General features: G+C 42.9%; 23 protein-coding genes and 1 pseudogene. 16 read left to right on the top strand and 8 right to left on the bottom strand.

Annotated features, from left to right (window positions below; genetic code table 11):
• Positions 1 to 301 precede the first annotated feature (301 nt).
• The 5 genes from EDF75_RS07865 (at position 302) to EDF75_RS07845 (ending at position 5,601) form a co-directional block, all read left to right on the top strand.
• Entirely contained in the window at positions 302 to 529 is a 228-nt protein-coding gene (locus EDF75_RS07865; RefSeq protein WP_133598318.1) for a hypothetical protein, read from the top strand.
• Positions 522 to 1,721 (top strand): hypothetical protein, encoded by a 1,200-nt coding sequence (locus tag EDF75_RS07860; protein ID WP_060451485.1) that lies wholly within the window; start codon positions 522 to 524, stop codon positions 1,719 to 1,721. Before EDF75_RS07865 ends, EDF75_RS07860 begins: the two co-directional genes overlap by 8 nt.
• Before the next feature lie 552 nt (positions 1,722 to 2,273).
• On the top strand, positions 2,274 to 2,903 hold the full coding sequence (locus EDF75_RS07855; RefSeq protein ID WP_133598316.1) for a hypothetical protein: 630 nt from the start codon (positions 2,274 to 2,276) through the stop codon (positions 2,901 to 2,903).
• A 5-nt stretch (positions 2,904 to 2,908) separates the two neighbouring features.
• Positions 2,909 to 4,111 (top strand): XRE family transcriptional regulator, encoded by a 1,203-nt coding sequence (locus EDF75_RS07850; RefSeq protein WP_130986899.1) that lies wholly within the window; start codon positions 2,909 to 2,911, stop codon positions 4,109 to 4,111.
• A gap of 434 nt (positions 4,112 to 4,545) precedes the next feature.
• Positions 4,546 to 5,601 (top strand): hypothetical protein, encoded by a 1,056-nt coding sequence (locus EDF75_RS07845; protein ID WP_133598314.1) that lies wholly within the window; start codon positions 4,546 to 4,548, stop codon positions 5,599 to 5,601.
• A 294-nt stretch (positions 5,602 to 5,895) separates the two neighbouring features.
• Here EDF75_RS07845 and EDF75_RS07840 read toward each other — a convergent pair whose 3' ends face one another.
• From EDF75_RS07840 to EDF75_RS07830, 3 genes are read right to left on the bottom strand one after another with little or no spacing between them, the layout of a single operon-like run.
• Entirely contained in the window at positions 5,896 to 6,231 is a 336-nt protein-coding gene (locus EDF75_RS07840; RefSeq protein ID WP_130986895.1) for a hypothetical protein, read from the bottom strand.
• A 30-nt stretch (positions 6,232 to 6,261) separates the two neighbouring features.
• Positions 6,262 to 6,621, bottom strand: a complete 360-nt coding sequence (locus EDF75_RS07835) for an acyl-CoA dehydrogenase (RefSeq protein ID WP_133598312.1) — start codon at positions 6,619 to 6,621, stop codon at positions 6,262 to 6,264.
• A gap of 14 nt (positions 6,622 to 6,635) precedes the next feature.
• Entirely contained in the window at positions 6,636 to 7,163 is a 528-nt protein-coding gene (locus EDF75_RS07830) for a hypothetical protein (protein ID WP_133598310.1), read from the bottom strand.
• A gap of 190 nt (positions 7,164 to 7,353) precedes the next feature.
• Here EDF75_RS07830 and EDF75_RS07825 point away from each other — a divergent pair, with 190 nt between their 5' ends.
• From EDF75_RS07825 to EDF75_RS07805, 5 genes are all read left to right on the top strand, one after another.
• On the top strand, positions 7,354 to 7,728 hold the full coding sequence (locus EDF75_RS07825; protein WP_039695432.1) for a helix-turn-helix domain-containing protein: 375 nt from the start codon (positions 7,354 to 7,356) through the stop codon (positions 7,726 to 7,728).
• A gap of 268 nt (positions 7,729 to 7,996) precedes the next feature.
• On the top strand, positions 7,997 to 8,389 hold the full coding sequence (locus EDF75_RS07820; RefSeq protein WP_133599407.1) for a DUF2787 family protein: 393 nt from the start codon (positions 7,997 to 7,999) through the stop codon (positions 8,387 to 8,389).
• Positions 8,390 to 8,508: 119 nt separating this feature from the next.
• Positions 8,509 to 8,970 carry a hypothetical protein gene (locus tag EDF75_RS07815; protein ID WP_039695382.1) on the top strand — a complete coding sequence of 154 codons (462 nt, stop codon included), beginning with the start codon at positions 8,509 to 8,511 and terminating at the stop codon, positions 8,968 to 8,970.
• Between the two features lies 1 nt (position 8,971).
• Complete coding sequence (gene radC / locus EDF75_RS07810; protein WP_016248784.1) at positions 8,972 to 9,424, top strand: RadC family protein; 453 nt, start codon at positions 8,972 to 8,974, stop codon at positions 9,422 to 9,424.
• A gap of 46 nt (positions 9,425 to 9,470) precedes the next feature.
• Positions 9,471 to 10,400, top strand: coding sequence for a tyrosine-type recombinase/integrase (locus EDF75_RS07805; RefSeq protein ID WP_133598308.1), 930 nt, complete (start codon positions 9,471 to 9,473; stop codon positions 10,398 to 10,400).
• On the opposite strand, the gene EDF75_RS07800 is transcribed toward EDF75_RS07805, so the two are convergent.
• Positions 10,387 to 11,001 carry a hypothetical protein gene (locus EDF75_RS07800; protein ID WP_133598306.1) on the bottom strand — a complete coding sequence of 205 codons (615 nt, stop codon included), beginning with the start codon at positions 10,999 to 11,001 and terminating at the stop codon, positions 10,387 to 10,389. The two genes, EDF75_RS07805 and EDF75_RS07800, sit on opposite strands and share 14 nt — an antisense overlap.
• Before the next feature lie 224 nt (positions 11,002 to 11,225).
• Between EDF75_RS07800 and EDF75_RS07795 the strand changes: the two genes are divergently transcribed.
• The 4 genes from EDF75_RS07795 to EDF75_RS07780 all read left to right on the top strand — a co-directional run bounded on the left by EDF75_RS07795 (position 11,226) and on the right by EDF75_RS07780 (position 14,828).
• Positions 11,226 to 11,423 (top strand): helix-turn-helix transcriptional regulator, encoded by a 198-nt coding sequence (locus tag EDF75_RS07795; protein ID WP_016248781.1) that lies wholly within the window; start codon positions 11,226 to 11,228, stop codon positions 11,421 to 11,423.
• Between the two features lies 1 nt (position 11,424).
• The gene (locus EDF75_RS07790) at positions 11,425 to 11,871 is read left to right on the top strand and encodes a hypothetical protein (protein ID WP_016248780.1); all 447 of its coding nucleotides are present in this window, start codon (positions 11,425 to 11,427) and stop codon (positions 11,869 to 11,871) included.
• Between the two features lie 101 nt (positions 11,872 to 11,972).
• On the top strand, positions 11,973 to 12,926 hold the full coding sequence (locus EDF75_RS07785; RefSeq protein ID WP_133598304.1) for a hypothetical protein: 954 nt from the start codon (positions 11,973 to 11,975) through the stop codon (positions 12,924 to 12,926).
• Positions 12,927 to 13,454: 528 nt separating this feature from the next.
• A complete protein-coding gene (locus EDF75_RS07780; protein WP_208113310.1) occupies positions 13,455 to 14,828 on the top strand; it encodes a hypothetical protein in 1,374 nt (457 codons plus the stop codon).
• Between the two features lie 404 nt (positions 14,829 to 15,232).
• On the opposite strand, the gene EDF75_RS07775 is transcribed toward EDF75_RS07780, so the two are convergent.
• Complete coding sequence (locus EDF75_RS07775; RefSeq protein WP_133598300.1) at positions 15,233 to 15,643, bottom strand: hypothetical protein; 411 nt, start codon at positions 15,641 to 15,643, stop codon at positions 15,233 to 15,235.
• Positions 15,644 to 15,712: 69 nt separating this feature from the next.
• Here EDF75_RS07775 and EDF75_RS07770 point away from each other — a divergent pair.
• Positions 15,713 to 15,919: pseudogene (locus EDF75_RS07770) on the top strand (LysR family transcriptional regulator); the annotation flags it as partial.
• Between the two features lie 159 nt (positions 15,920 to 16,078).
• Here EDF75_RS07770 and EDF75_RS07765 read toward each other — a convergent pair.
• The 3 genes from EDF75_RS07765 to EDF75_RS07755 form a co-directional block, all read right to left on the bottom strand.
• The gene (locus tag EDF75_RS07765; RefSeq protein WP_133598296.1) at positions 16,079 to 17,347 is read right to left on the bottom strand and encodes a hypothetical protein; all 1,269 of its coding nucleotides are present in this window, start codon (positions 17,345 to 17,347) and stop codon (positions 16,079 to 16,081) included.
• A 206-nt stretch (positions 17,348 to 17,553) separates the two neighbouring features.
• Complete coding sequence (locus EDF75_RS07760; protein WP_133598294.1) at positions 17,554 to 18,558, bottom strand: hypothetical protein; 1,005 nt, start codon at positions 18,556 to 18,558, stop codon at positions 17,554 to 17,556.
• Positions 18,559 to 19,102: 544 nt separating this feature from the next.
• Complete coding sequence (locus EDF75_RS07755) at positions 19,103 to 20,005, bottom strand: hypothetical protein (RefSeq protein WP_133598292.1); 903 nt, start codon at positions 20,003 to 20,005, stop codon at positions 19,103 to 19,105.
• Positions 20,006 to 20,447: 442 nt separating this feature from the next.
• Here EDF75_RS07755 and EDF75_RS07750 point away from each other — a divergent pair, with 442 nt between their 5' ends.
• Entirely contained in the window at positions 20,448 to 21,764 is a 1,317-nt protein-coding gene (locus tag EDF75_RS07750; protein ID WP_133598290.1) for a hypothetical protein, read from the top strand.
• The last annotated feature ends 3 nt before the right edge of the window (positions 21,765 to 21,767 follow it).

Here is a 21,767-nt window from a genome sequence, read left to right as displayed (position 1 = left end):
TTGTGAAACCTCATGACACAGCCGAAGTGATTTAGACGTTGAACCGTGATTTTGAATTTATTACATTGATTTAATTGATTATTTTAAATTATTTTTTTAATTACACTCATAATTGTACTCATTATGGAGTCGGCTCGAATTCGTAATGCGAAGGCTGTAGTTTCGACTCCTCTTTGGGATCTTGGAAGAAATAATTTCAAACATCCAGGCTGTCGTTGATTCTGGCTACAACGTGGTGCAATTTCATTGCGGCGCCGAGCTGGTGGACCGATTACCAACCTGGTACTAGTATGAGAAAGCTATGAAGGTTGAAGACATTATTAATGATGTGTTGGTGGGTGTAGGCAAGACGCCAGAAGAGCTGCTAAAAGCAACGATTTTCGATAGCATGCCAGACAGTATAAATGTGTTGGCAAAAGAGCAGGGATGGTGTGATATAGAAGTGCATGAAAAGGTGTACGCTGTGGCCTGGAAAATGTCAATCGTTAGCCAACAGATGCATCGCTTACAAGGAATCGCGAATGACTGATACAGCATACTCAAAAGCTCTGCAAAAAGAGGTAGACCCTGAGCAATATGTAGCACTATTGGGTTTAGATGACAGCACAGTACATGCCTTTGCTCGTGAAGATATAGTCTGTCCAATATGCGAGGCTAATGGTGGTTCTTATGTAAGAGCATCTGTAAACGGTGCTTATCGCAAAAAAGCTCATTTCAGGTTTGTGGGAGATAACGATATTAGCGCACATCACCCATCTTGTGATTTTTATGGCGATCGGCTTTCTAATGAAGTCAGACAACATCTTGTGCAGTTCACTACGGATCGCACGAAAATCACTCATGTGATTAGAAAGATGGTTTGCGCAGGTATTCAGGAAAAAATCTTCACGCAAGAAGCAATGCGCAATATGAGGCAATGGTTCTTTGCTAAACGGTGCGAGTCAACATTCGAAATCGCCTTGAGCGAAGAGCAAATCGATTGGTTAGCATATATTGTTGCGCTGCCTGTTTATCCGTATGCGTGGCATAGAGATGACCTTTTACCTTTCCACCCAATGCAGGCTATCGTGCCTGGTTTCGATTGGGATAAGGCTATTTCGAGAGAAACGGTAAGATTGCATCAACCGACGTTGAGGCGTCTGGATGAACTAAACCTTCACCGGAAGCACATTGAAGAACTGCAAAATTATATCTCTAAAACCCAACATACTACACTTTTGGACCCTGAGCTATTGAAAGAGGAGTATGCAAAGACCCTTCAGTTAAACTCTTTCATTATCAATAACTATCTAGAATTCCAGAATAAGTCAGTTAAAGACAGAGCAAATGGAGAGGAAAAGTTACTCGCATTTTCCGCCTTGCTGTTGTTCGTTGCAAACTGGGATATTGATGAGGCAATTGCGAAGTTTTCGGTCATTGCCACGGTTCGGCATGTAGAGGATTTGCTCGCTGGCAATTTCATGGGGTTGAACCCATACTTTAAGTTTTCAATTGCCAACACAGCTAAAACACTACAGGACAACTGGCCGGTTGATTACCAGGAACTTGAAGGATGGCAGGTTGAACAGTCTATGAGAGAGTCTTATGTGAGTTATAGCCTTACGAGATCGCTTCCGCTTCCCCCTCTACTGCCTGATATTTACGTCACGAATCATTTAGAAAGAACTAGGAGAGAGGCAGAGATAAATCGCATGATAGAAAACGACATCATCGACTTTTAGTTACACATATCTACAGAAATAATACGCAACTCGTTGACATTGGCGGTCACAAATTGAGGATTTCTATAAGGATTCGGTGATCGCAACTTCCGCTACCCTTCAAGTTCACTCAAGCCTTGGCATTTATTAGACACATAAGAAAAAATAAATATTGCGTTAACGTAAAATCAATGAGTTAGACTGATTGATCGAATTGTTGACAATTCCGCTAGGCATTTCATATACCCAAAACCAGCGCGCCAGTACTCATAGATAAACCACTACTGGCGGTATGTGTGGATGGAGATTGTTTGGTGAGGCGTATCGAGTAGGAGTAGTCGCTGGTGTAGTGGTTTACTGAATATGACCAGCCCAGAATAAGTTCTGACTATCCATCGATTGAAATTTAACAAGGTTCCTTGGCAGGCGATAAGAAGTAGTCGCGAGATAAATCTGGAACGCATGGAATCATCGTAATGTGATGCTTGGAACTGATTTTTTCGCAAAAATCCTCGCACGCGAAAAAAAACAGGTATAAAATCCTCATTAACGAAATGTGGATAGGGTGGCAAGATGCGTCAAAATATTCCAGGTACTTTAGTAAAAAACTTAACCAAGGATTTGGTTATGGGGATCAATGAGTCACTTTTTGCTGGCGCAGAGCGAGCCTATGTGCGTGCCAGGCATGATGCGACCGGTCATCGTTCATCTATCTTGGGGAATATGCGTCATTGGTGCATGAACGAAGAGTTTTACAAGTCCTTACTGGCAAATGGTTGTACTCCTAGCCCATTGAAAGGTAATAATTTAGTAACTGGTAAAAGTGGGATTTTCAACATTGGGCGTATCAACGACAACAACGTGTCATGGAACAATCTAACACGTGCAAAAACCAGACAAAGACTAGCCGAGCATAATCGTTTCATTGAATCACTTGTACAGCCCAGCCTTTTTGGTGATCCAGATGATATCCCTACAGCTACAGTGTTTTTCCTAGCTCGCTTTTCAGGTAGTTTCTCCGAGCAACCAGAAGCACCTCTTTCAATAGAGTTGGTTGTTCCAAGCCATGACATGCGGTCTTGGCTTTTCCGCGAGGACATAGCCTCGTTTCTAGCTAGGTATGAGCCGGCTATCGCGCAAAGTGATAAAGCATTGCCAAAACTGAAAAGCAACAAAATTAAAAAAGATGGAACAGAGGAATAAATTGAATGAGTAGAGGTATTGCAGAGTTCCAGCCAGACAGGCTAGTGCAGGTGCTCGCAGCCAGGAGACTCTCTCAAACTCAACTAGCTACAATGGTTGGGGTATCACCTGCAACTATTAGCAAATGGCGTTCGGCACAGCAAGCTCCTGAAGCGGAGGCTCTCCAGAGATTGGCTACTGTGGTTAATGTTGCCCCTGAATGGTTTACGCGCCCACTTCCTGCGAAAATGTCTAAGCCGCTTTTCCGTAGTAACGCGAGTGCACATGCCGCCGCACGAGCTATGCTGGAGGCCCGAATAGAATGGGCTAATGAAGTGGTGGTCAGGTTAGAAGAATATGTAGATTTACCTGAGATTTGTTTACCGGTTCGCTTTTTCTCCAACATTGATGAGATAAGCGATTCTGATATTGAGGATGCTGCGATTGAATGCCGCACTAAGTGGGGATTAGGAAAAAACGAGATCCCCGACCTAGCATTAGCTGCCGAGAGTAATGGCATAATTTTAATCCGAGAGGAGACTGGCATTGCTCAAATCGAAGGACTCTCAGCTTGGAGCTCTGAGCTTGAAAGGCCATTTGTTCTGCTCTCTTCTGATAAAGATAATGCTTTCAGGAGTCGCTTCGATCTTGCTCATGAGATAGGGCATCTGATCCTACATAAAAATGTGGGCAATGAACTCGACTCGGAACGCTATAAACTGAAAGAGAGCCAAGCTCATAAATTCGCAGGTGCCTTGTTACTACCAGCAGAGCCACTAGCAGAACAGGTTCGATTACCTGTAACGTTAGATAGTTTGTTGCTACTAAAACAGCGTTATGGTGTTTCTGTTGCAGCAATTATCATGCGCTTACACGCTTTGAATTTGATTTCTGATGAAGATAAATCAAATCTTTTCAAGCGGCGCTCTGCTAGATGGGGAGCAAAATTTGAGCCAGGTGATGATTATAGACAACCCGAATTACCTCGATTGCTTAAGCGTACAATCGACTTATTAATCTCTTCAGGCCTGTTTACCTTGGACGGTATTACTGGCTTCTTTGGATTGTCAGCCACAGATCTCGAAATGCTATTGGGTTTGCCAAGTAACTACCTAAAAGGTCAAGCATCAGTTGTACATTTGGCAACTTTAAAAAATAAGATCCAGAAGGCACGAGAACAGTCTCAGCCAAATGAAAGTAGTGTGGTAGAATTTATTAGGCGTAAATAATAGAATGGATTTATTGAATCAAGGGATATAGAACTTAAAATATTCCTATTATTTAAGTTGTGTCCTTGATGTAAAGGCCATTTTGAAAGGGGAGCATTAGATACTGAATACTCTTTTGCTCTCTTTTTTATTCATTTCTGAATGAATGTTACTAGAGTGTATTAGTTTTTTTGGATATTACCTCAAGCAATTTTCTCAGATGCAGAAGTTAAAATAATTCGTGGTAGAACAAGAAGTGATTATGAATATTTTCACTTTAGAGTTAAGGGGGTAAAAATTGTTGATCTTACTCTTTACTTTTGGATAATGGTTGGTTTCTAACTTTCAGATGCCTCTAAATCAATAATAGTAATGGATTTTATTACGATAGATTGGATATGGCCCACGTGGGACAGAACAATATAAAAATCATACAAAACCAAAAGGGGGAAATAATGTTTGCAATAAATATAGGTCAAAGGTTCGAGCAACTTACAGCTGATATATTGGAGACAGTTGGATTTACTATAAAGGATAAAGATTTTAAAGGGCCGGAATCAGGAAGAAGGGTTGATCTTATTGTTGAATGGAAAAACGTAGAATATATATGTGAAATAAAAGCATACAGGACCCATAGAGCACAATTGCCTTTATTGTTTTCTGCTGCTGCAACATTAAATTTATTGCGTGATGAGTTAAGGCTTCCAGGGCTGCTAATTGTTTCATGTAGAGTCGATGAAGTAAACAAAAAAAACATAATGAATAAATTCAATGTAGCGTTAATAGATATTGAAGATCTTTATCTATGGGCTGGGAAATCAGGGGAGTTTTCTGATTATCTAATTTCTCTTTTCGAAATAGATAGGGCCGAAGTCGATACTTTCATTGGAAGAGAAGTTGATGATATTATTTTTAATGATTATTTAGGACTTCAAGAAGAACCAACTAAAGAGATTTTGGCTGAAATAAAACGTCATGACGAAGGTGAGATGCTAATCACTTCTTTAATGGAGATAGAATCTGGCTCAGGCATGTGGCGTGAGTATGAAAAATCATGTCAAAATATCCTACAATATCTTTTTAAAGATGAATTAAAAGGTTGGCACCCACAAATATCAACCTCTGATGGATTAAATCGTTACGATTATATATGCCGAATAAGCGGCACTAAGGAGTTTTGGGCGTTTTTAGTCGGCCAACTGAACTCTAGATATGTTGTATTTGAGTTCAAAAATTACACGGACGAAATATCTCAATCACAAGTATTGACAACGGAAAAATATCTGCTAGAAAATGCTCTAAGAAAGGTCGCGATAATTATTTGCAGAACAGGTTGTGATAGCAATGCTAAGAAAATGATTGAAGGTGCTATGAGAGAATCAGGAAAATTAATAATGGTTCTTACGGACGAAGATATGAAAAAAATGATTCAATTAAGGATAGGTGGCGATGATGCATCGGATTACCTATCAACCAAGGTAGATGATTTTTTATTAAAATTACCTAGGTAGCAATATTATATAAATACCCAAGGAAAATACTTTTAAATAATGCATTTACATTTTTTTTACAAATCACTGTAAATTGTATTGTGTGAATCTTGGGTAACCTATTCATAAATGTGGTTTGCTGTGTGTTGTTTTTTAAGTAGGGAGATATCTTTCTGGTTTTGTTGTTTTTTTTGTGCTGAATCAACTAATCCCCATATTGACATAACGGTAAATGTGTTGCTTTTATTTATTTGGTTCCTTTTGGGATGTAACATGAACTACTTCACCCAAAAGGAACCCAATGTTATTCAGTGATTATAACCCTGATACGTTTATATAGAACTGACCTTTACCTTCATCAGTTTTTTGAATCCGGTAGGTGATTGGAAGGGAATTTTGCAAGTCTGGTTTTGTAAACGTTAAATCAGCAGCGCACTGATAAACATCCAGACCTGATTCATGGCTAATTGTTCTAACATTTTCTACAGAAATATGCACATCCTTATCCAGTATCATGCTTTTCTCGATGGTCTTTCTAGCAATATCCACGACCAGATTTTTTGCGTCAACACTACTACATTTGGGCGTTGTTTCGCCACAACCAGCCAGCAAACCAGCCGCAATTAATACCAGAAGCATTGTTCTTTTCATCTATAGTTCCTTCGTTAATTAACTATACTTTTATTTCTTATTAAACAGACCATCCATTGCACCTGTTGCGGGGGCTCCGCAGTAACCTTCGCAACCACGAGTCATAACGCTGGCCTTACCGTTTTTCAGTTCACTAATTACTGCAACACACTGGCTGGCATTGTCATTCCAGACCCAGCGACGTTTCTGGCTTTCTCCGGCAGCTATTTGCTGTGCCGTACCATCCATATTGCATACGCCCAAGCCATCTCCTTTTGAGGCATTAATGTTGAATTCAGCATTGCCCTTTACAGGATGCAGGGATAGAACCGCTCCGGGTTTTACGTACTGCGCTGCCGCAACAGGTAGCGTTATGGCTGCCATCAATAAGGCCAACAGTTTTCTGTTCATTAATTAATTCCCTGTTAATTGATACGGATGTTTTTGGTGATTTTCCCCAGTGCCAGCGGTCTGCGTTTTTCCACAAAGAAATAAACGACGTTGAATGCGGACTTGCGGTGATTCCCTCGACCGAGAGTGGGCCAGTTACGGAAGGACTCAATCTGTTCTTCTGAGTAGGGCGTGTCAGAGAAGTCAAACAGCACAAGCAAGGCTTTGCCCTCGTGCTTCATCAATTTCTTTACTTCTGTACTGTTGACGGTTGCGGAGACATTGGAACGTGCCGCAGTTGGTTTACGTACTGCAAACTCAACGGCTACATCATCAATGACAAAATCAATGTAACCGTGCCCGGATACAGTTCCTGGCAGTTTGCTTTTTACTTCCGGTGAGACATTATCTGCAAACCAACCCAGCAAATAGCAACGTACCAAAGGCAGTAATTCCCGCTCGCTACATTCATTCAGACGCAGTGTTTTGACAAATTCTCGCCGGTAAAGAGAGCTGAAAAAGTACTCAAAGCAATCCGTTATCTCAGTAATGGTGGTTGCCACAATGTTCTCCTTTTTGTCCACCTTTGCTCTGCTGCTCAACAGATGGGGCTTTCAATCCAGCCTAGTTGATCGGCTGCAGTTGTTTTGGTCTATAAAAGACGCAAATATCAATTTTATGTCCATTAGTGATGTTCATGCAAGAGTAAAAAAGCCCCAGAATTCCTCTTATGGATGTTCTGGAGATAAAATGATGGTTAAACTGATGGCAGATTCAGCTGATAAGCTGGTAGGACAGCGTATTCAGGCCAGACGTAAAGAAGCAGGGCTAACTGCAGCCGATCTTGCAGAGACTATCGATATCTCTCAACAACAACTTTCCCGCTATGAACGCGGAACGAATAAGATCAATATTGCTCATTTAGTCAAAATCGCCGTTGCTTTAAAAACTCCAATCAGCTGGTTCTTTATTGATTGTATGGAGGATTTAAATGTTTCTGATATCCCGATTAACTATGCCACTGGGCTTGACGTTGAATTAAAACAACGTCTCGAGCAAGTCTGGAATAAGCTCGATAATACTAAGAGAAAAAGCTTAATTATGTTTTTAGATGAGTTTATAAAATAACAACCAAATTAGTTCCTGAGTGAAACTATTTGCATTAAAAGCATGACCCTGGTAAAATAACATTGCTGGATAGTGTCATATTGTCCAGTGGCTGATACAAACTAATTGCCAACTTAGCATTTCATTTTATTATCCCATTCTGATGGGAGGACGTCTATCGTCTAAACAGTCAGTATGGGCAATGGTCAATTATTGGTTTGTATCATCAATCCAAATGCATATTTTCGGAATGAAAACGATGAGTGTTATCCATCAGGAAGGGCTGGCTATGCCCGTCGATCAGGAATTGATAAATATCATAATAAATAAAGCGGGAAATCCACCGCCGCATAAAGCCAAAATTACAGCCGTCAGTCTGTTATTTAAAGACCTGAGTTACAGCGCTGAAAAGGGCGGTTACCATCCCGTCGAAATACGGATTATTTCACGCAATGATGAATGGTATTTCGATTACATTACCGACTTCAGTTATATGGGGACGGTATACCCTGAACTGGAAAAGGAATTTGATTTTAGCTGGAGTCAGCAATATGTCTTTCTTGCTCATGTTGGTGATCTGCCTGTTAACGCCGGAAGGGAGTTGTTTGAACTCTGGCAATCCAACTTTATTCAGTATCACGCCATGAACGCTTACACCATTACCGTTCTCTGGGAAAGCTAATCCCACCACACTAATCATCACTATCATATGGGGAATTATCTGTGACTGATAACAGAGGGATACGCGCGTCTCAACAGGGCGAACTGGACTGTCTTTGCGGTGCTTATTGCGTGGTTAACATGCTGAGCTGGCTGTATGACGGCAGGGTGAAACGACGCCCGTTAATGAACCGGCTTATTCAGGCTTACCAGCAGCGCTGGCCTTTGCATGAGTGGCTGACCGAAGGGATTGAAGAAGACCGTTTAGACTGGCTGATGGCGCAGGTGTTACAGAAAGGACATTACAACCGCCAGTTTCCGGTTCAAATTACCAGACCCTTTTCAGGGAAGCGAGGGTTATCAGACGGGCGGCTTTTCAGGGAAATGCAGCGTTTTATGGACGTCACTGACTACTCCCGCCTGATTATGCTCAGCGACCAGTTTCACTGGTCTCTTCTGGTCAAAATAGATGAAGAAACGCTCTGTTTCTTCGACAGCAACGGGCGAACCACTATGCCCCGTAAAGCTTTCTCCCTGCGTACTGGCGTAACCCGCCGCCAGCTGTTTCCCGACGCCATTTACTTCATTGAACGGGAGTTCTGACATGACCATGTTTACCCAACGTGAAACGCGTATCCTCGATCAGGCGCGTGACATTATTAGCCGGTACTACCAGCGTGGGGTTCAACTCTGTTCCCCTGATGATGTTCGACGGTGCGTAATGGTTGAGCTGGCACCGCTTGAACATGAAGAGTTTGGCATCATCCTGCTCGATAATCAGAATCAGCTGCTGCACCGCGAAATCCTCTTCAGGGGGACGTTAAACTCGGTTAGCGTTCACCCCCGCGAAGTTATCAAACGCGTACTGAAACATAACGCCGCCGCAGCCATCCTTGTCCACAACCACCCCAGCGGCGAGCCTGAACCCAGCCGTTGCGATATCAAGTTGACTAAAAAACTACAGGAGTTGCTGGAAATGCTGGACGTGCGGTTGCTTGACCACTTTATCGTGGCAGGAACTGAAACGGTGTCGATGGCTGAACGGGGGCTGGTGTGATGCTGAAAGTTACTTGGTTTAATGTACGTTATTGCGGGTTAGGCGCATGAGCCGGGCTGCGTTACGTCAGATCGTGCCTATGGTGCAAGCCACCGTGTTCGATGCGTATATTGACGGTCTTGCACCATCGGGACGGCGAGGTATCACCAGCCTGTTGAACCGCAGTGCCAGCATACTTAAACGCGGTGCGGATGCAGATTGCTATCCATGGGAACAACTTAACTACGCCGCTGTTGCCAAAGTACGTGCGGCACTGCTGGATGACGGTTACTCCGTGTCGTCGGTGAACATGGCGCTGTCAGCACTGCGGGGCATGGCGCAGACGGCCTTTAACCTTAACTGCATGGATGCCGAAACGCTGGCACGTATCCGATCAGTGAAGCGCGTGAGCGGTGATATCCAGCGTAAGGGAAGGGCGCTGGACAGGCAGGAAATCCGGGCATTGATTCAGGCTGCAAAACAGCATCCGCAATCTGTACGGCGCTGTCGTGATGTCGCCATTGTGCTGATGCTTTGCGGAACGGGCCTGCGGGCCGGGGAACTGGTTAAACTTGAGTGCCGGGACTATGACAACGGCATCCTGACGGTGAGGCAAGGGAAGGGGCGTAAATACCGTGAAATTCACGTGGCGGATGCGGTGGACAAGGCCATCTGCGCATGGCTGAAAGTTGGCGCAGATGAAGCTGACAGCGCACTGTTCAACCGTATCCAGCGCAACGGTAAGGTCGCCAGCCAGCCTCTGACAACAACCGGGTTAACAGGTATCCTGGCTGAGTTACAGCAAACGGCAGGCATAGCACGTTTTACCCCGCATGATATGCGGCGCACCTTCATCACCCGTTTGCTGGAGCAGGGCGTGGATATCAACACCGTCCGCCAGTTGGCAGGCCACAGCGACATATCCACGACAACCCGCTATGACTGTCGTGGTGAGAGCATGAAAATCAGCGCCAGTAAACGCATCAGGTGTTTTTAGCTGTTGAGCCGTTTCCAGACGCAGCTTCAGTTTTATCTTCAGCACTCAACCGCGCATATTTTTGATTCTGGACTTTAATCAGTGCATTGATGTTTTCAGGCTGAAGCATCCACGCAACATCCTCACGTGCCCATTCTTTACCGTCAGAGAGACGTTTTAACCGGGGTTTCCATAATCCATACTCATTAAGTTTTTTTGCTACCGAAGCATATTTCTCACGATCTGACTCCCCCGTATGAAGCTTGTCAAAACGACCTTTTACAAGCTGGTAAACAGTATAGATTTCCAGTGCCTTAGGGGACCTGGCTGGAACTATCATGGGGTACTCCCCCAGCCCATAAATCCCGTTTAGCTCTCCCTCATTGAGCAGGTCATTAAACATGTGATTCACGCATGCGCTCAGCACATCCGCCGCTTTCTCTGCATCGAATTTATCCGGGTTAAAACCCGCTCCCGTCAGCTTCCGGGCAATCAGCGCCAGCTTTTGCCGTGTATCCCGCCCCAGATAGAGCTTCTTCTCCAGAAATTCAAAGACCTCGTTACTGCTTTTCCGTTCCCGGTGGCATTTAGCATCAGCCTTGTTGCTTTGGTTACCAATCACTGGTCACCTCCATGAGAGCGCTTTGTACAAAATATCACCATTGAGCCTCAGTGAAAATTGCTTCTTTATATGACCGTTTTGGAGACAGAAATAGATGATCTCGAATGACATCCACATTAAAGATGCCCTTAAAGTGCTCAACGAAGGCATCGTTGAGTGAATCCTTGCGTTTTTTGGTGGTTGTAAATAACCCCGCTCCTGAAACAGCTCAAAGGAGCACAAGCATGAACACCAACCGTATTTTGCGTAAAAAAGAGGTTCTTCATCTGACGGGGATCTCGTCGGCGACGTTGTACCGACTCATCTCGAAAGGAGTCTTTCCTTTGTCAAAGAAGCTAACGGGCGACAGTGGCCGGGCGGTGGGTTGGCTGGAGAGTGATATCAATAACTGGGTTAACAATCGTATGCAGGCGGGAGAATAAAATGAAAGAGATAATAGCTAAAACAAGTTCTGCGAAAGAAATAGCAGTCCCCTGGTTTGAAACCATGGGGAAACAGGTTGGGTTATCGAAACGTACTACCGCTGCCATACTAAGGGAACAACAGTTGCGGATACGTAAGCTTAACCGGGTATCTGCACGGATTTTGTCTGATGCCATCAAAAGAGGGGAGCACTGGTGGGAGGATGAGTGCAACATATACGGTAAAATAGCGTGTATTCTTGACAGGTGTAAATACATTCCATGTGGAAGTGGAGCCTGTGCGCAATGTAACGCTGCTAAACAATTACATTACCAGGGCGTTTCGGTGGGGAATAGTTTACCGGGTCATACGACATTAAATTTAGATTATTTAAGGCCGACTGATGATGAATATTCATCTGGCTGGACTGCAAATGACTTAGTTGAACGGCATCAGGATATTTTTTAATACTTAACAGGATATAGCAATTTTGCCTGAATAAAAACCGGACACATTACCCTGTTGCTTTACTCAGGTGGCAGGGTAATGAATACAACCAGGAATATTAAATGAACGAATCTTATTACTTCAGAACATCAGACCCGGATTACATTCGCCACGCACCGTCAAGGCTTGAGATTTTAAGTAAAGCATTCCCCACTATTATTACGCAGCAGGAAAGTGAGCATGAATTGCAGCGTCTTATTCATTTACTAAATAAACTGAAAGGCAGCAATCGCTGCTACAACATCATTGCTCAAAAACTCAGGCAGTGCAGAAACGGATCTCCATGCAACAGTCTTATATGCCCGCATTGCCAGCGGGAACGCATTCTGGCGCAACTGGCTATGCTGCATGTCCTGCCGGGGAATTCAGCAGAATATGTGGAAGTGGTCCTGTTTTTCAACAAGGATACGCAAACTCCGCCGCCATGGAAGAACACCGATGCGCTCAGGGCGCAAATTGGTCGTTATAAGCAGAGGATAAGCCGGGTACTTAACCGACTGGGGTACGCCGGTCCGGCCACAGGCACCTTTAGTATGATGCGCCATATGCCTGATGGCCCAGAAGCGCGTATTTTCTGGGTTCCACAGTTGTGTTTGTTCCTGCTCAATGACAGTACGTTGATTAAGGGGCTAAAAGCGCATATGTCGCGAAGTAGTGGGGAATTTATTGATGCGACGACAGTTAACACGCCGGTGATCGTGCCCAGGTATAAAGACCCCGCCAGGCTACTTTCATGCGCCCTGGATCCCGCCTGGCACACAACGGATTATACACTGACTGATAAAGACGCTCTTGTTAAGTCCAGAGTAGCGCCATTGAAAGGTCGGACACTGTTAAAAAGTTTACTGGCCCTGGACTCACTGGGAACAGGTGCCGTTTCTTTTTCGTTTGGGCAACCCCAGGGAAAGTGCATTGATTTCCCGGTAATGCAGCCACTGCAATGCACTTTTGCTGTTGATCAAATTGCAGTGGAACGACGGGTAACACTGGCAACCACTGCATTTTCGTTGTTGTAAAACTGCAGCGCTCGCCTGTGATTCTGCTGGCACTGATGCACTTTAAAATTCCAACTGTTCCGGTTTTAGCGTAACTGTCTGTTTTCTGAAGAGTCTTACGGATGCCTCTGTGCACCCGATCCTTGCCATCAACTGACGGGTTAGCGCATCTGCGAGGACTTTCTGCGTTTCAGCCAGTGAATATTCTACACACAATGGGGGAGCGGTCAGCGAGCACCATTGCCATTGAGCGCAACGGAGAGCCTAGGGACACGCAGCATAACGGAGGCTTTATCCGCTTCTCCAGTCATGAAACAACATGGCGAACGAGCGTAGCGAGTGAGGGAAGGCGTCAGCCTGAACAGGGGGAAAGATTTGCGACCGGAGTGGAGCAAATCATGGGCGGAGCCCATCCTCGCGACTGGGGTTTTGACTTTCAAATTACCCGACTTAAAAACTGGTGAAATGGTCTGCGTAAGAGTCAACGTAATAGCTGATGCAACAACACTATGCTGAGACGGGGCCGTGAGTACTGAAAAGGATTATCCAGTGAAGATCCCGAAGTGGGTTTATGACCGTATTACTGAATTAACGGACTGTGTGGTGGGAGATACGCAATGGGCGGTCACCCGGCGACAGACATTGCGCCGGTTCCTAGCCCACATATGGCTGGAGGCAGACGATGATGGGTGGACTATATGCACTGTCCGGGATATCCGTAGTTGTTACGCCAGCCTTCTAAGTGAATGTGAAATCAATTACCAGGGCAGGGCCTCCATATCCATGCTAGTCGATTTCCTGCCGACATTGCCGGATATTGAGTTTCGTGCAGGGGAAGCGAGTAAAGACCCGGACAAGCGTAAAGCCAATGCATGGCTGTTCAATCCCCTGCGGCCTGTGTGTGATGAGTCTGCCAGGGGTAAGTTAAATCTGGTTGATGCGGATACAGGTGAGTCTGTTAGTTTTAGAGCTCTGCTTCAGGGGAACGGGAAAGCTCCTGGGCATGCGATAGATGTAGAGAAACGCCAGACGGCCCTAAAACAAACGGAAAAGGACTTCTTGGCCAAAGTTGGGCGGGGGCGCATGAGTATACAGTTTGTGAAGGAATTGCGTAGCTGTGAGCCGGATCACTATTGCCGCGCAGGTATACGCAGCCTTAACCATCTCTACAATGGCAGAATTGAGGGACAATATGTCACTTACGACCATCATTATCGTCTGACGTTTGGAGGGCGGTATTATGATCAAGCTTTCCAGAATCTGCCCAATGAGTTCAAAGCTAAATTTCGGACCGGGTTACTCAACTATGACATCGAAGCGTGCAATCTGGCCTGTCTGAACCATCTGTTCAGACAGTATGACGTCGATTATCGTGTGAAGTCATCGATATATAAAACCATGATGGAACATACCGGGCTGACCCGTAAACAGTGCAAACAGATGGTCCATACCACCACCTACAGAATTGGGCGTGTGACTATTGGTGTTAATGATGGCCTTGGGGCAAAAGTGTATCAGTGGTGCGGTAACAGCCAAAAAAAGGCGCTAAAGATTTTGCGTTGGTGGAACCGTTATATCAGTCCATTGAAATCTGCGCTTGAGTCATTGCTGGAACGTGTGCATGGCACACACCGCAAGAGTTGTTCATCACCACGGAACTATCACAGGTACGCTAATGAAGTCGGATTAATACTGGATCTGAATAGTGAGGTGTATCAGCGTGAAAAGACTCACCATCAGCAATATGCGAGGGATAAGGCACTCTTGGCGTTTATGATCTGTGGTGTGGAGCAGGCGTATATCCGTGAGGTAGTCAGTCTGAACCCTGGTCGTGTCTGCATGCTCGATCACGATGGGGTAGTGGCAACGGGCGCGCTTTCACTGCCGGACTGGCGGGGTTTCACGATGAAGGTGAAGGACTAGCTTGCTTTCTTGAATTTAACTATCTGCGATCTCTGATAAGGGCGTATTACGTTGTCAATCATAATGGGATATGCGCATTGGAGCACGATGTGCATATCCAGCAAGTGATCCACGTCCGCTTTGAGCGAACAGCGGAAGTTCGCAGGTGTTTCACATCTGATGAAGGCATTACTTAAAGGATGGTGTGGCAGTCAACGGGGAGCAGGCCAGAAGGCCTCTTCCAGAGAGTGAAGCTCCATGCTTGGCATGGCAATATGACTTATCACGCTTTTGACAGCTGGCAACAAGAAATCCCTTGTCCACTAACTTTGGAAAAGCAAAAGTGACATCCTGGGAATTCCTACTCGTAAGTTGTCATGCTCTCTCATGATTTATCCATCCCTCTGTAGCTCCCGTGATAGCAATCATTCGTTCTCAGCGTCATACGCGAATAAAACATCGGGCATGAGGCCTGTTTTCTCTATGGTTGCCAGCACAGACTGCGTTGAAGCCTCGGAGATGACCCTCATCGCCTCATCGCGAATTTCAACATACGAACGATCTTCACGGGGCACAAAAGGCTCCAGGAGGTGGGCAATCGCTTTATCGTTAACAGAAAGGCTGAACGTGCCAGCATTACGATCAACATTCCAGATGTAAATGAGCGGCCATAACCCCAGTTCGTCGCATTCGGCCTCACTGCGGATCCCCGGCAGGTAAACGGGCATCGACAGCTTTTCATCACTCAGCGTCAGCGCGATAAACTGGTTTGCCGTCAGTCGGGGACCTTGCCCGGGCTCAGCGTCAGTTTTTTTCTTTTTAAAGAATCCGAACATGGCTCTTTCCTTGTTTATGACGAATCGGAGGGAGAATCACTGCCTTACTGAGTGGCCAGGTACTCCGCGCCAGGACACCCGAATGATCTGAAGGAGCACAAAATGGTCAATCTGCGTTACCAGAATACCGGGCAGGTTTTTCGCTGGCCGTTCCGGATTGGAGAGCAGGAGATCGAAATTGTGCCTTCATCTGAGATCATCATTGATGTCAGTGAAGCCGTGGTAGCGGCCGTGGCTGCCGGTGTTGGAATAGGAATGGCCGCGAGCTTTATGGCTGATAAAATTTGCCATTTTCTAAATATTAAGAAACGTCTACTTCTGATACTAAATAGACCAACTAAAGGATAGTAGGGTCTGTAAAAGCGAGGTGCTGAAGCTAATTTAAATTGCCAAAACTGTCTAATAAATCAAAGGGTCAAGAGTTTTTTTATGAAATTAATATATTAATTTTTTTAGATCATTGATTCCTATTACTTTGGTCTTGACACCCAGTATCCCATAAATAATCTCTGCTCTATTTTTTAATCTTCTATCTTCTGTCATAAAATAATCACAGATATAGCCATGTTCTAAATGCTCTCTATCTCTATAAGAACTAGAAATCTTATTGACATTTGAAAGCTTTAAATGTTCTGTTTCAAAGTTCACAAAATCAAAAAGAGAAATTAAATCCCCTATCACGGCTCTGTAATCCTCAATAAAACCAATACGGCCCGAAATAATAAATTCACAGATGCTTGTGCCTAAGAATTTATTTTTAACATGGTTAAATCCAGAAACCGTCTCCTTTTTATTGCCCTTAAAGAACCCAATAACATCACAAGATAAAGCATTACTTAATTCACGACCTTTACGCAATTCAGGGTAGGTGTGGAAATTTTTAATAAATTCCAAAGCAATGGTAGATTCGAATATTTTTGTCAACTCAAAGTACTTTTGGGCACGCGCAACTGTATGCTCAATTTTTTCAGTCACATAGCAAAGTCCCTCATTCATATAACCAACCATCACACCATTAGTTAACGAAAACAAGTCTGAGAAGAAAGAATTTAAAAATAGTGGATTGCTATTTAATACATCCACAACCAAATAAGAACTATAAACGAATGAATAATCTGAACTTTTTTCTAGTCTCAACTCATTTGCTAGTATTTGAATAGTATTAGTATCTAAATAAATGGATTTTTTATCCATAGCAGATTTTTCGAAGTTTATATTTCTTTCTTGAATGATATGTTGACTGTCAAAAAAAACATCTTGACAATCCGCGTTCTCATAATCTAATAATGCTATTCTAAAATTACATATAATACTATCGAGGGCTGAAATATAATTCTTATATTTGTTCATCCAGGGAGATGATAGTTTGAAGGAAATTTTCTTCTCGTGGTTATATAGAGTTCCTGAAATAAAAAAATCGTCTTTCATTTCAGTGTTATATATTTTCAGTATGTGCGAGATTAATTCACAATTCTCTTTGTTTAACTTACCAACGTAGTAGTTTATTTTATTATAAGCACCAACAACTAAATCATAATCAACATTATCTTCACCTTCCGTGCGTTTATACAACGCATCTAAACTAATAAGCAACTTAAAATCTTGTGTTTCTTTAATTTTAGCTATTGACTCTATATCATCAAAACGTTGCTTAAGTAAATTATAGAGTATCCTTGCAATTGTTTTTCCTAATATTTTCTTCATTTAGGTTTTCCTATATAATTTATTTAGAAAGTGGGTGCGTGTTAATGGTAAAAGTTAATTTAGACATTATATTTAATTCTTTTCTGATTTCAAGTGTTGATGCACGAAATCGGGAAAAATGTTTTTTAGAAATTGAGTTACATCTAAACCTTTTCAAGTTAAAATAAACACAATCCCCAATCACCTTTATGAACAAAATGAATAAATTACTCTGATGCTGTGTTATCGGGTTTATCAGATTTGCTTGTTATTTTTTTCTGATCTTTAGTGGTTTTACTATTTAAATTATTTAATTTCTGCAAAATGTCACTTTCCTTTATCTTTATATGTTTGATGGTAGATTTGTTAATGGGGAATGTTTGATTACTTTCTGCCCTAGATAAATCCATACCCCAAAACTCCTTGAACATCATCTTATGTATTTCTGATAGCTTGATAGGGGAGCAACTGTTGTACATAGAGCTACTTATCATATGCTTTCTGAGCTCAGCATTATCTTTTCCACCTAAAGCCACTAAGAATATATATGTACATTCTACATAGGTTAATTGTGAGAAAACCAAATCGCGATACTGCTGTATATTAGAATTTTCAGGACAATTTTCCTCTAGATGCCTAAGTAATATCTTAAAGCTTTCGATTAGTCTCCATTGTCGGCTCAAAACACTACTTAGAAATATGAAATGCTTATAATAGTAGTAATTTATTATTTCCTTATCATCATCAGTGAGTTCATTTTTCCTATACTTTTTGCTTAGCTGAGCTGGAATAACATTTAATCCAGAGCTTTTTACTTTGCCGGTGAATATAGACAAAGATTTTTGAAGCGCATCCCGCCCAAATAACTCGCCACCTTCATAATTTATTTTCACCTCTTTCATAGTACTATGAAAAAGAGAAATTAATTTATGTAATGTTTCTTCGTATTGTAGTTGAGAAGATATTGCATCTTGTTTCTTTGACTCGTTTTCCTGACTGTTTATTTGCCGTTGCTGATAAAAAAGAGTAATTAAAAGGCCTGAGAAGCCCAACCCTGAGAATAATGCATTCAGAATTCCGAAACTATCGCCAAATGAACCCAATGAGCTGAGAGAGTCTGTCTCGCTTACCTTATGAATTATGTAAAGCATAAATCCAAAGTAAATTAAGGAAATGATTATGAATGGTATGATAAATATGTAATTTTTTTTGATCCAATTAAAATCTTTCATCGTATTCAAATAAGTTAAATTGTAAGTGTCGATATGCTCATATTAGTAAACATATGCAATGTTCGCTTTCAAGGCTCATATGCTACTGTCATAGTGTTTTCAGGTTAGAAAACCTCTCGAAGTGAAGCTGAGACTTATGAAGGCGAGTGTAGCTAACGTTCTTTATAAAAACCACCATTTTTATGTTCATGGTACCCCGAATAAGCGGCTGATAAATTCATTAATCTCTCTGCTGGAAAGTAGGCATAAAAAAGCCAAACAACTTAAAAGCGGGCTGGTTCATGAGGAAAAGGCGGGAGGATTGGGGGCCACGATAGTAATGCTACGAAATCAGTCGCGAGATTTTTATAGGAACACTAACTAAAACTACTGCTCGCCCCATAAGAACGGCAGACAGTCATAGGTTTTATGCAAGACGCGATGGTTGAAGGTCCTGCCATGAGGTTGGGCGGACCTATTCTGAATCACTTAAAATGGTATTTCTGCAGGTACGAATGACACAGTTAGCATAGGGCTGCTGTTGTAACCCTGGCAACCTTTTGAATCACCACTGTTCCCGTATCACCTTTTTCACTTGGCAGAACACCCGCTGGCAGACTGACCAAAACGTTGATCCTACGGACGATGAGCGGGATACAGGGTTGTCCTTCGGAATTTGCCGCACATCGCCGGAAATACTTTCTTGTTCCCCGACGGCGGGTACTGCAGTGCTCTGCGTCGCGACAGGCGGAACCTCAAGCTCCAGCGAAAGCTGATCCTCAGCAGGGATGTTATTGATCTCAGGTGCTGTCTCATCCTGGAGTTTGATCCCCTGTGTTTCGAGCCACGAGATATCCAGTTGCCAGGCATGACGAGAGCGTTCCCGCCACACGTCAAAGGCCTCATCCACATAGTCAAATGCGCCCTGAAGGGACCAGCCGTTGACGAGAGCCAGATGAGCCACCGCCTCGTCCTTTTTACCCAAGAGCTCGCTGAACCCCATGTGTTTGACTTCATGGCATGAAGGGCATAACGCGATGAGCCCGGTGAGGGTCTGACACTGCCTGTCATCATCGTAATGCCAGATTTCATGACACTCCACAGACCATCTGGGTCCATTTCCGCCGCAGACCTGGCATTTCCACCCTGCTGTTCTGGCCGTTTGTTGCCGTAACCGTTTCCAGTCCGATGAAGAGACCGCACTTCTGACGTTATCGAACCAGCATGTCCGGGGCACCAGCTCAATGGTCAGTCTTGGCGGGTAAAAGCTCACATCAGGTTCACCCTCTAGAGCCTTCAGCACTCCCCTGTGAAGATACTCCTGACAGACATCAGAGAGGTTGTTTTTCCTGCACATCTCTGCAAGCCACTCTTCCGACCGGTTATCACGGATTTTACATACCATGTAACGAAGCACTTCTTCATGGGGTAAGGGCACAGCTTGTTCAATATCAGGAAAGAGATCCATGAAGACATCCTTTTGCAGAGGTGCGTCTCAGCCCATTATACGAAAAGCTTTGAGGTGATTAAACGGGTTAAGGTCGCGCTCTTCGTCCTTTGGCTATATGAGTCACTATGGAAAGAATGTGATTGAATTTTCTATGTAAAATTGATTGTTGTAGCTTTTGAAAGAGAGTTCTGCAATACACTGTGCAATACAAAGTACGAACTCTTAACCTTATGCTCATCTGTAAGGAACCAGAAACTGTTTCACTATGAACAGTCGATTAACTCCTTGGCCCTGAACCACTGAACCAGGAAAAACAATTAATAACAACGGGTTACGTGGATTTTTTTATCTCGATAATGTGAAGTCAACCTTTCCACGAAAAATTGACAAGAACTATCTTGATATCTTTTTCAGATTCAATAAAGTAGAAAAAAATGGAAAAGAATAGGAAAAGACTGAAATGAAGGGTACGGAGATAAGCTCACATTTAGTGCCGCCAGTTCCACTCAATCCTACAGAGGTTACATTGTTACAAACTGCACTCTCAACTGTGAGGCAAGATGTAGTTGACTGCCCATACATTTCAGAGGCAATAAGAGTTCTTCCTGTAAAAGGTTATAGAAGTGCCATCACCGCCTACTGGAATGCTGTTGTTGATGATTTACGTAAAAAGATAATTCATCGTAGCCTGGATCTGTTCAACAAAGAATGTAAACAAAAAAAAGAAATTAAAACGTATGAAGATTTTCAGGATTATGTGAATGACTTTGATTTGATAGATGGAGCTTTCAAAATAGGAGTTATCGACCGAGAAGGTCAGAAGCTATTACAGCAAGCGAGAGATACCAGGAATTTATTTGGTGGACACCCACAAAGTAGCGATCCTGATTTAATAAAAGTAGTGAACTTAATCAATGATTGTAATAAATACGTTCTTTCTAAAGAGTTCCCACCAGCCATTATAGATATAGCTACATATCTTTCAGAAATGGATTCAGCAACATTTAACAAAAATAGTCTGGCAGTTAATCAAGCCTTTTCAGACTTACCAGAGATCTATATCAGTGAATTATCCTCACGCTTCTTTGGCACATACTGTTCAGCCAATATATCAAGTGAGTTGAGAAACAACATTGAGTTTTGTGCACCTATTTTATGGGCATTACTTTCTAAAGAAGATCGCCGTAAAGTCGGCCAACAATTCGACAAATATTTAGTTTCAGGAAACAACAGTAAGATTGAGAAGGCACAACAATTCATACTATTGGTAGATGGCCTGATGTATATTAGCCCCGCATCCCGAAAAGTTATCATTGAGCCTCTTATTAACAAGCTTACCGAGTCTTTAGATAATTGGTCGGAAGAGGAAAAAGCTGTAACCCAATTATTACCTTTCTCGAGTTTCGTTCCTGAAGATAATATTATTGAATTTGTTTCAGCTATTACCAAAACTTATGTTGGATATCGTGGCGTAAGCTATCAGTACGGAAGGAAGAATTTTTATTCAAATGGTGCTGTCCCCTTAATATTGGAAATGTTCGAACACTTCGATATTAATATGGTTTCTGCTTTTGTTGATGTTATTAAAAATGATAATACACTTCGTCATAGAATCCAAGAAGATGGACAATTTTCTCGATTACAGAAACTGGGTGAATTGCTGTTAAGCAAAAGCACATGCGCCCCTGCAGATAAAGTATTCTTAACACTTTTAACAGATACAAGTAGAAATAAAGACGTATTTCTAAAAACCCTACCTAAAGTCCCAGCGAGATAAAAG

Origin of the sequence: Klebsiella sp. BIGb0149 (assembly GCF_004362605.1) — a bacterium.
GTDB lineage: Bacteria > Pseudomonadota > Gammaproteobacteria > Enterobacterales > Enterobacteriaceae > Klebsiella > Klebsiella terrigena.
The sequence above is the reverse complement of the archived record's forward strand: the minus strand, read 5'-3'. Positions and strand labels throughout refer to the sequence as shown.

Bases quoted from the DNA above. Each gene is read 5' to 3' on its own strand.
- EDF75_RS07750 (WP_133598290.1), top strand. From the start codon at position 20,448: ATGAAGGGTACGGAGATAAGCTCACATTTAGTGCCGCCAGTTCCACTC.
- EDF75_RS07805 (WP_133598308.1), top strand. From the start codon at position 9,471: ATGAGCCGGGCTGCGTTACGTCAGATCGTGCCTATGGTGCAAGCCACC.
- EDF75_RS07790 (WP_016248780.1), top strand. From the start codon at position 11,425: ATGAAAGAGATAATAGCTAAAACAAGTTCTGCGAAAGAAATAGCAGTC.
- radC (WP_016248784.1), top strand. From the start codon at position 8,972: ATGACCATGTTTACCCAACGTGAAACGCGTATCCTCGATCAGGCGCGT.
- EDF75_RS07765 (WP_133598296.1), bottom strand. From the start codon at position 17,347: ATGAAGAAAATATTAGGAAAAACAATTGCAAGGATACTCTATAATTTA.
- EDF75_RS07840 (WP_130986895.1), bottom strand. From the start codon at position 6,231: ATGAAAAGAACAATGCTTCTGGTATTAATTGCGGCTGGTTTGCTGGCT.
- EDF75_RS07785 (WP_133598304.1), top strand. From the start codon at position 11,973: ATGAACGAATCTTATTACTTCAGAACATCAGACCCGGATTACATTCGC.
- EDF75_RS07865 (WP_133598318.1), top strand. From the start codon at position 302: ATGAAGGTTGAAGACATTATTAATGATGTGTTGGTGGGTGTAGGCAAG.
- EDF75_RS07760 (WP_133598294.1), bottom strand. From the start codon at position 18,558: ATGAAAGATTTTAATTGGATCAAAAAAAATTACATATTTATCATACCA.
- EDF75_RS07775 (WP_133598300.1), bottom strand. From the start codon at position 15,643: ATGTTCGGATTCTTTAAAAAGAAAAAAACTGACGCTGAGCCCGGGCAA.
- EDF75_RS07860 (WP_060451485.1), top strand. From the start codon at position 522: ATGACTGATACAGCATACTCAAAAGCTCTGCAAAAAGAGGTAGACCCT.
- EDF75_RS07755 (WP_133598292.1), bottom strand. From the start codon at position 20,005: ATGGATCTCTTTCCTGATATTGAACAAGCTGTGCCCTTACCCCATGAA.
- EDF75_RS07855 (WP_133598316.1), top strand. From the start codon at position 2,274: ATGCGTCAAAATATTCCAGGTACTTTAGTAAAAAACTTAACCAAGGAT.
- EDF75_RS07815 (WP_039695382.1), top strand. From the start codon at position 8,509: ATGCTGAGCTGGCTGTATGACGGCAGGGTGAAACGACGCCCGTTAATG.
- EDF75_RS07850 (WP_130986899.1), top strand. From the start codon at position 2,909: ATGAGTAGAGGTATTGCAGAGTTCCAGCCAGACAGGCTAGTGCAGGTG.
- EDF75_RS07835 (WP_133598312.1), bottom strand. From the start codon at position 6,621: ATGAACAGAAAACTGTTGGCCTTATTGATGGCAGCCATAACGCTACCT.
- EDF75_RS07845 (WP_133598314.1), top strand. From the start codon at position 4,546: ATGTTTGCAATAAATATAGGTCAAAGGTTCGAGCAACTTACAGCTGAT.
- EDF75_RS07795 (WP_016248781.1), top strand. From the start codon at position 11,226: ATGAACACCAACCGTATTTTGCGTAAAAAAGAGGTTCTTCATCTGACG.
- EDF75_RS07820 (WP_133599407.1), top strand. From the start codon at position 7,997: ATGCCCGTCGATCAGGAATTGATAAATATCATAATAAATAAAGCGGGA.
- EDF75_RS07825 (WP_039695432.1), top strand. From the start codon at position 7,354: ATGGTTAAACTGATGGCAGATTCAGCTGATAAGCTGGTAGGACAGCGT.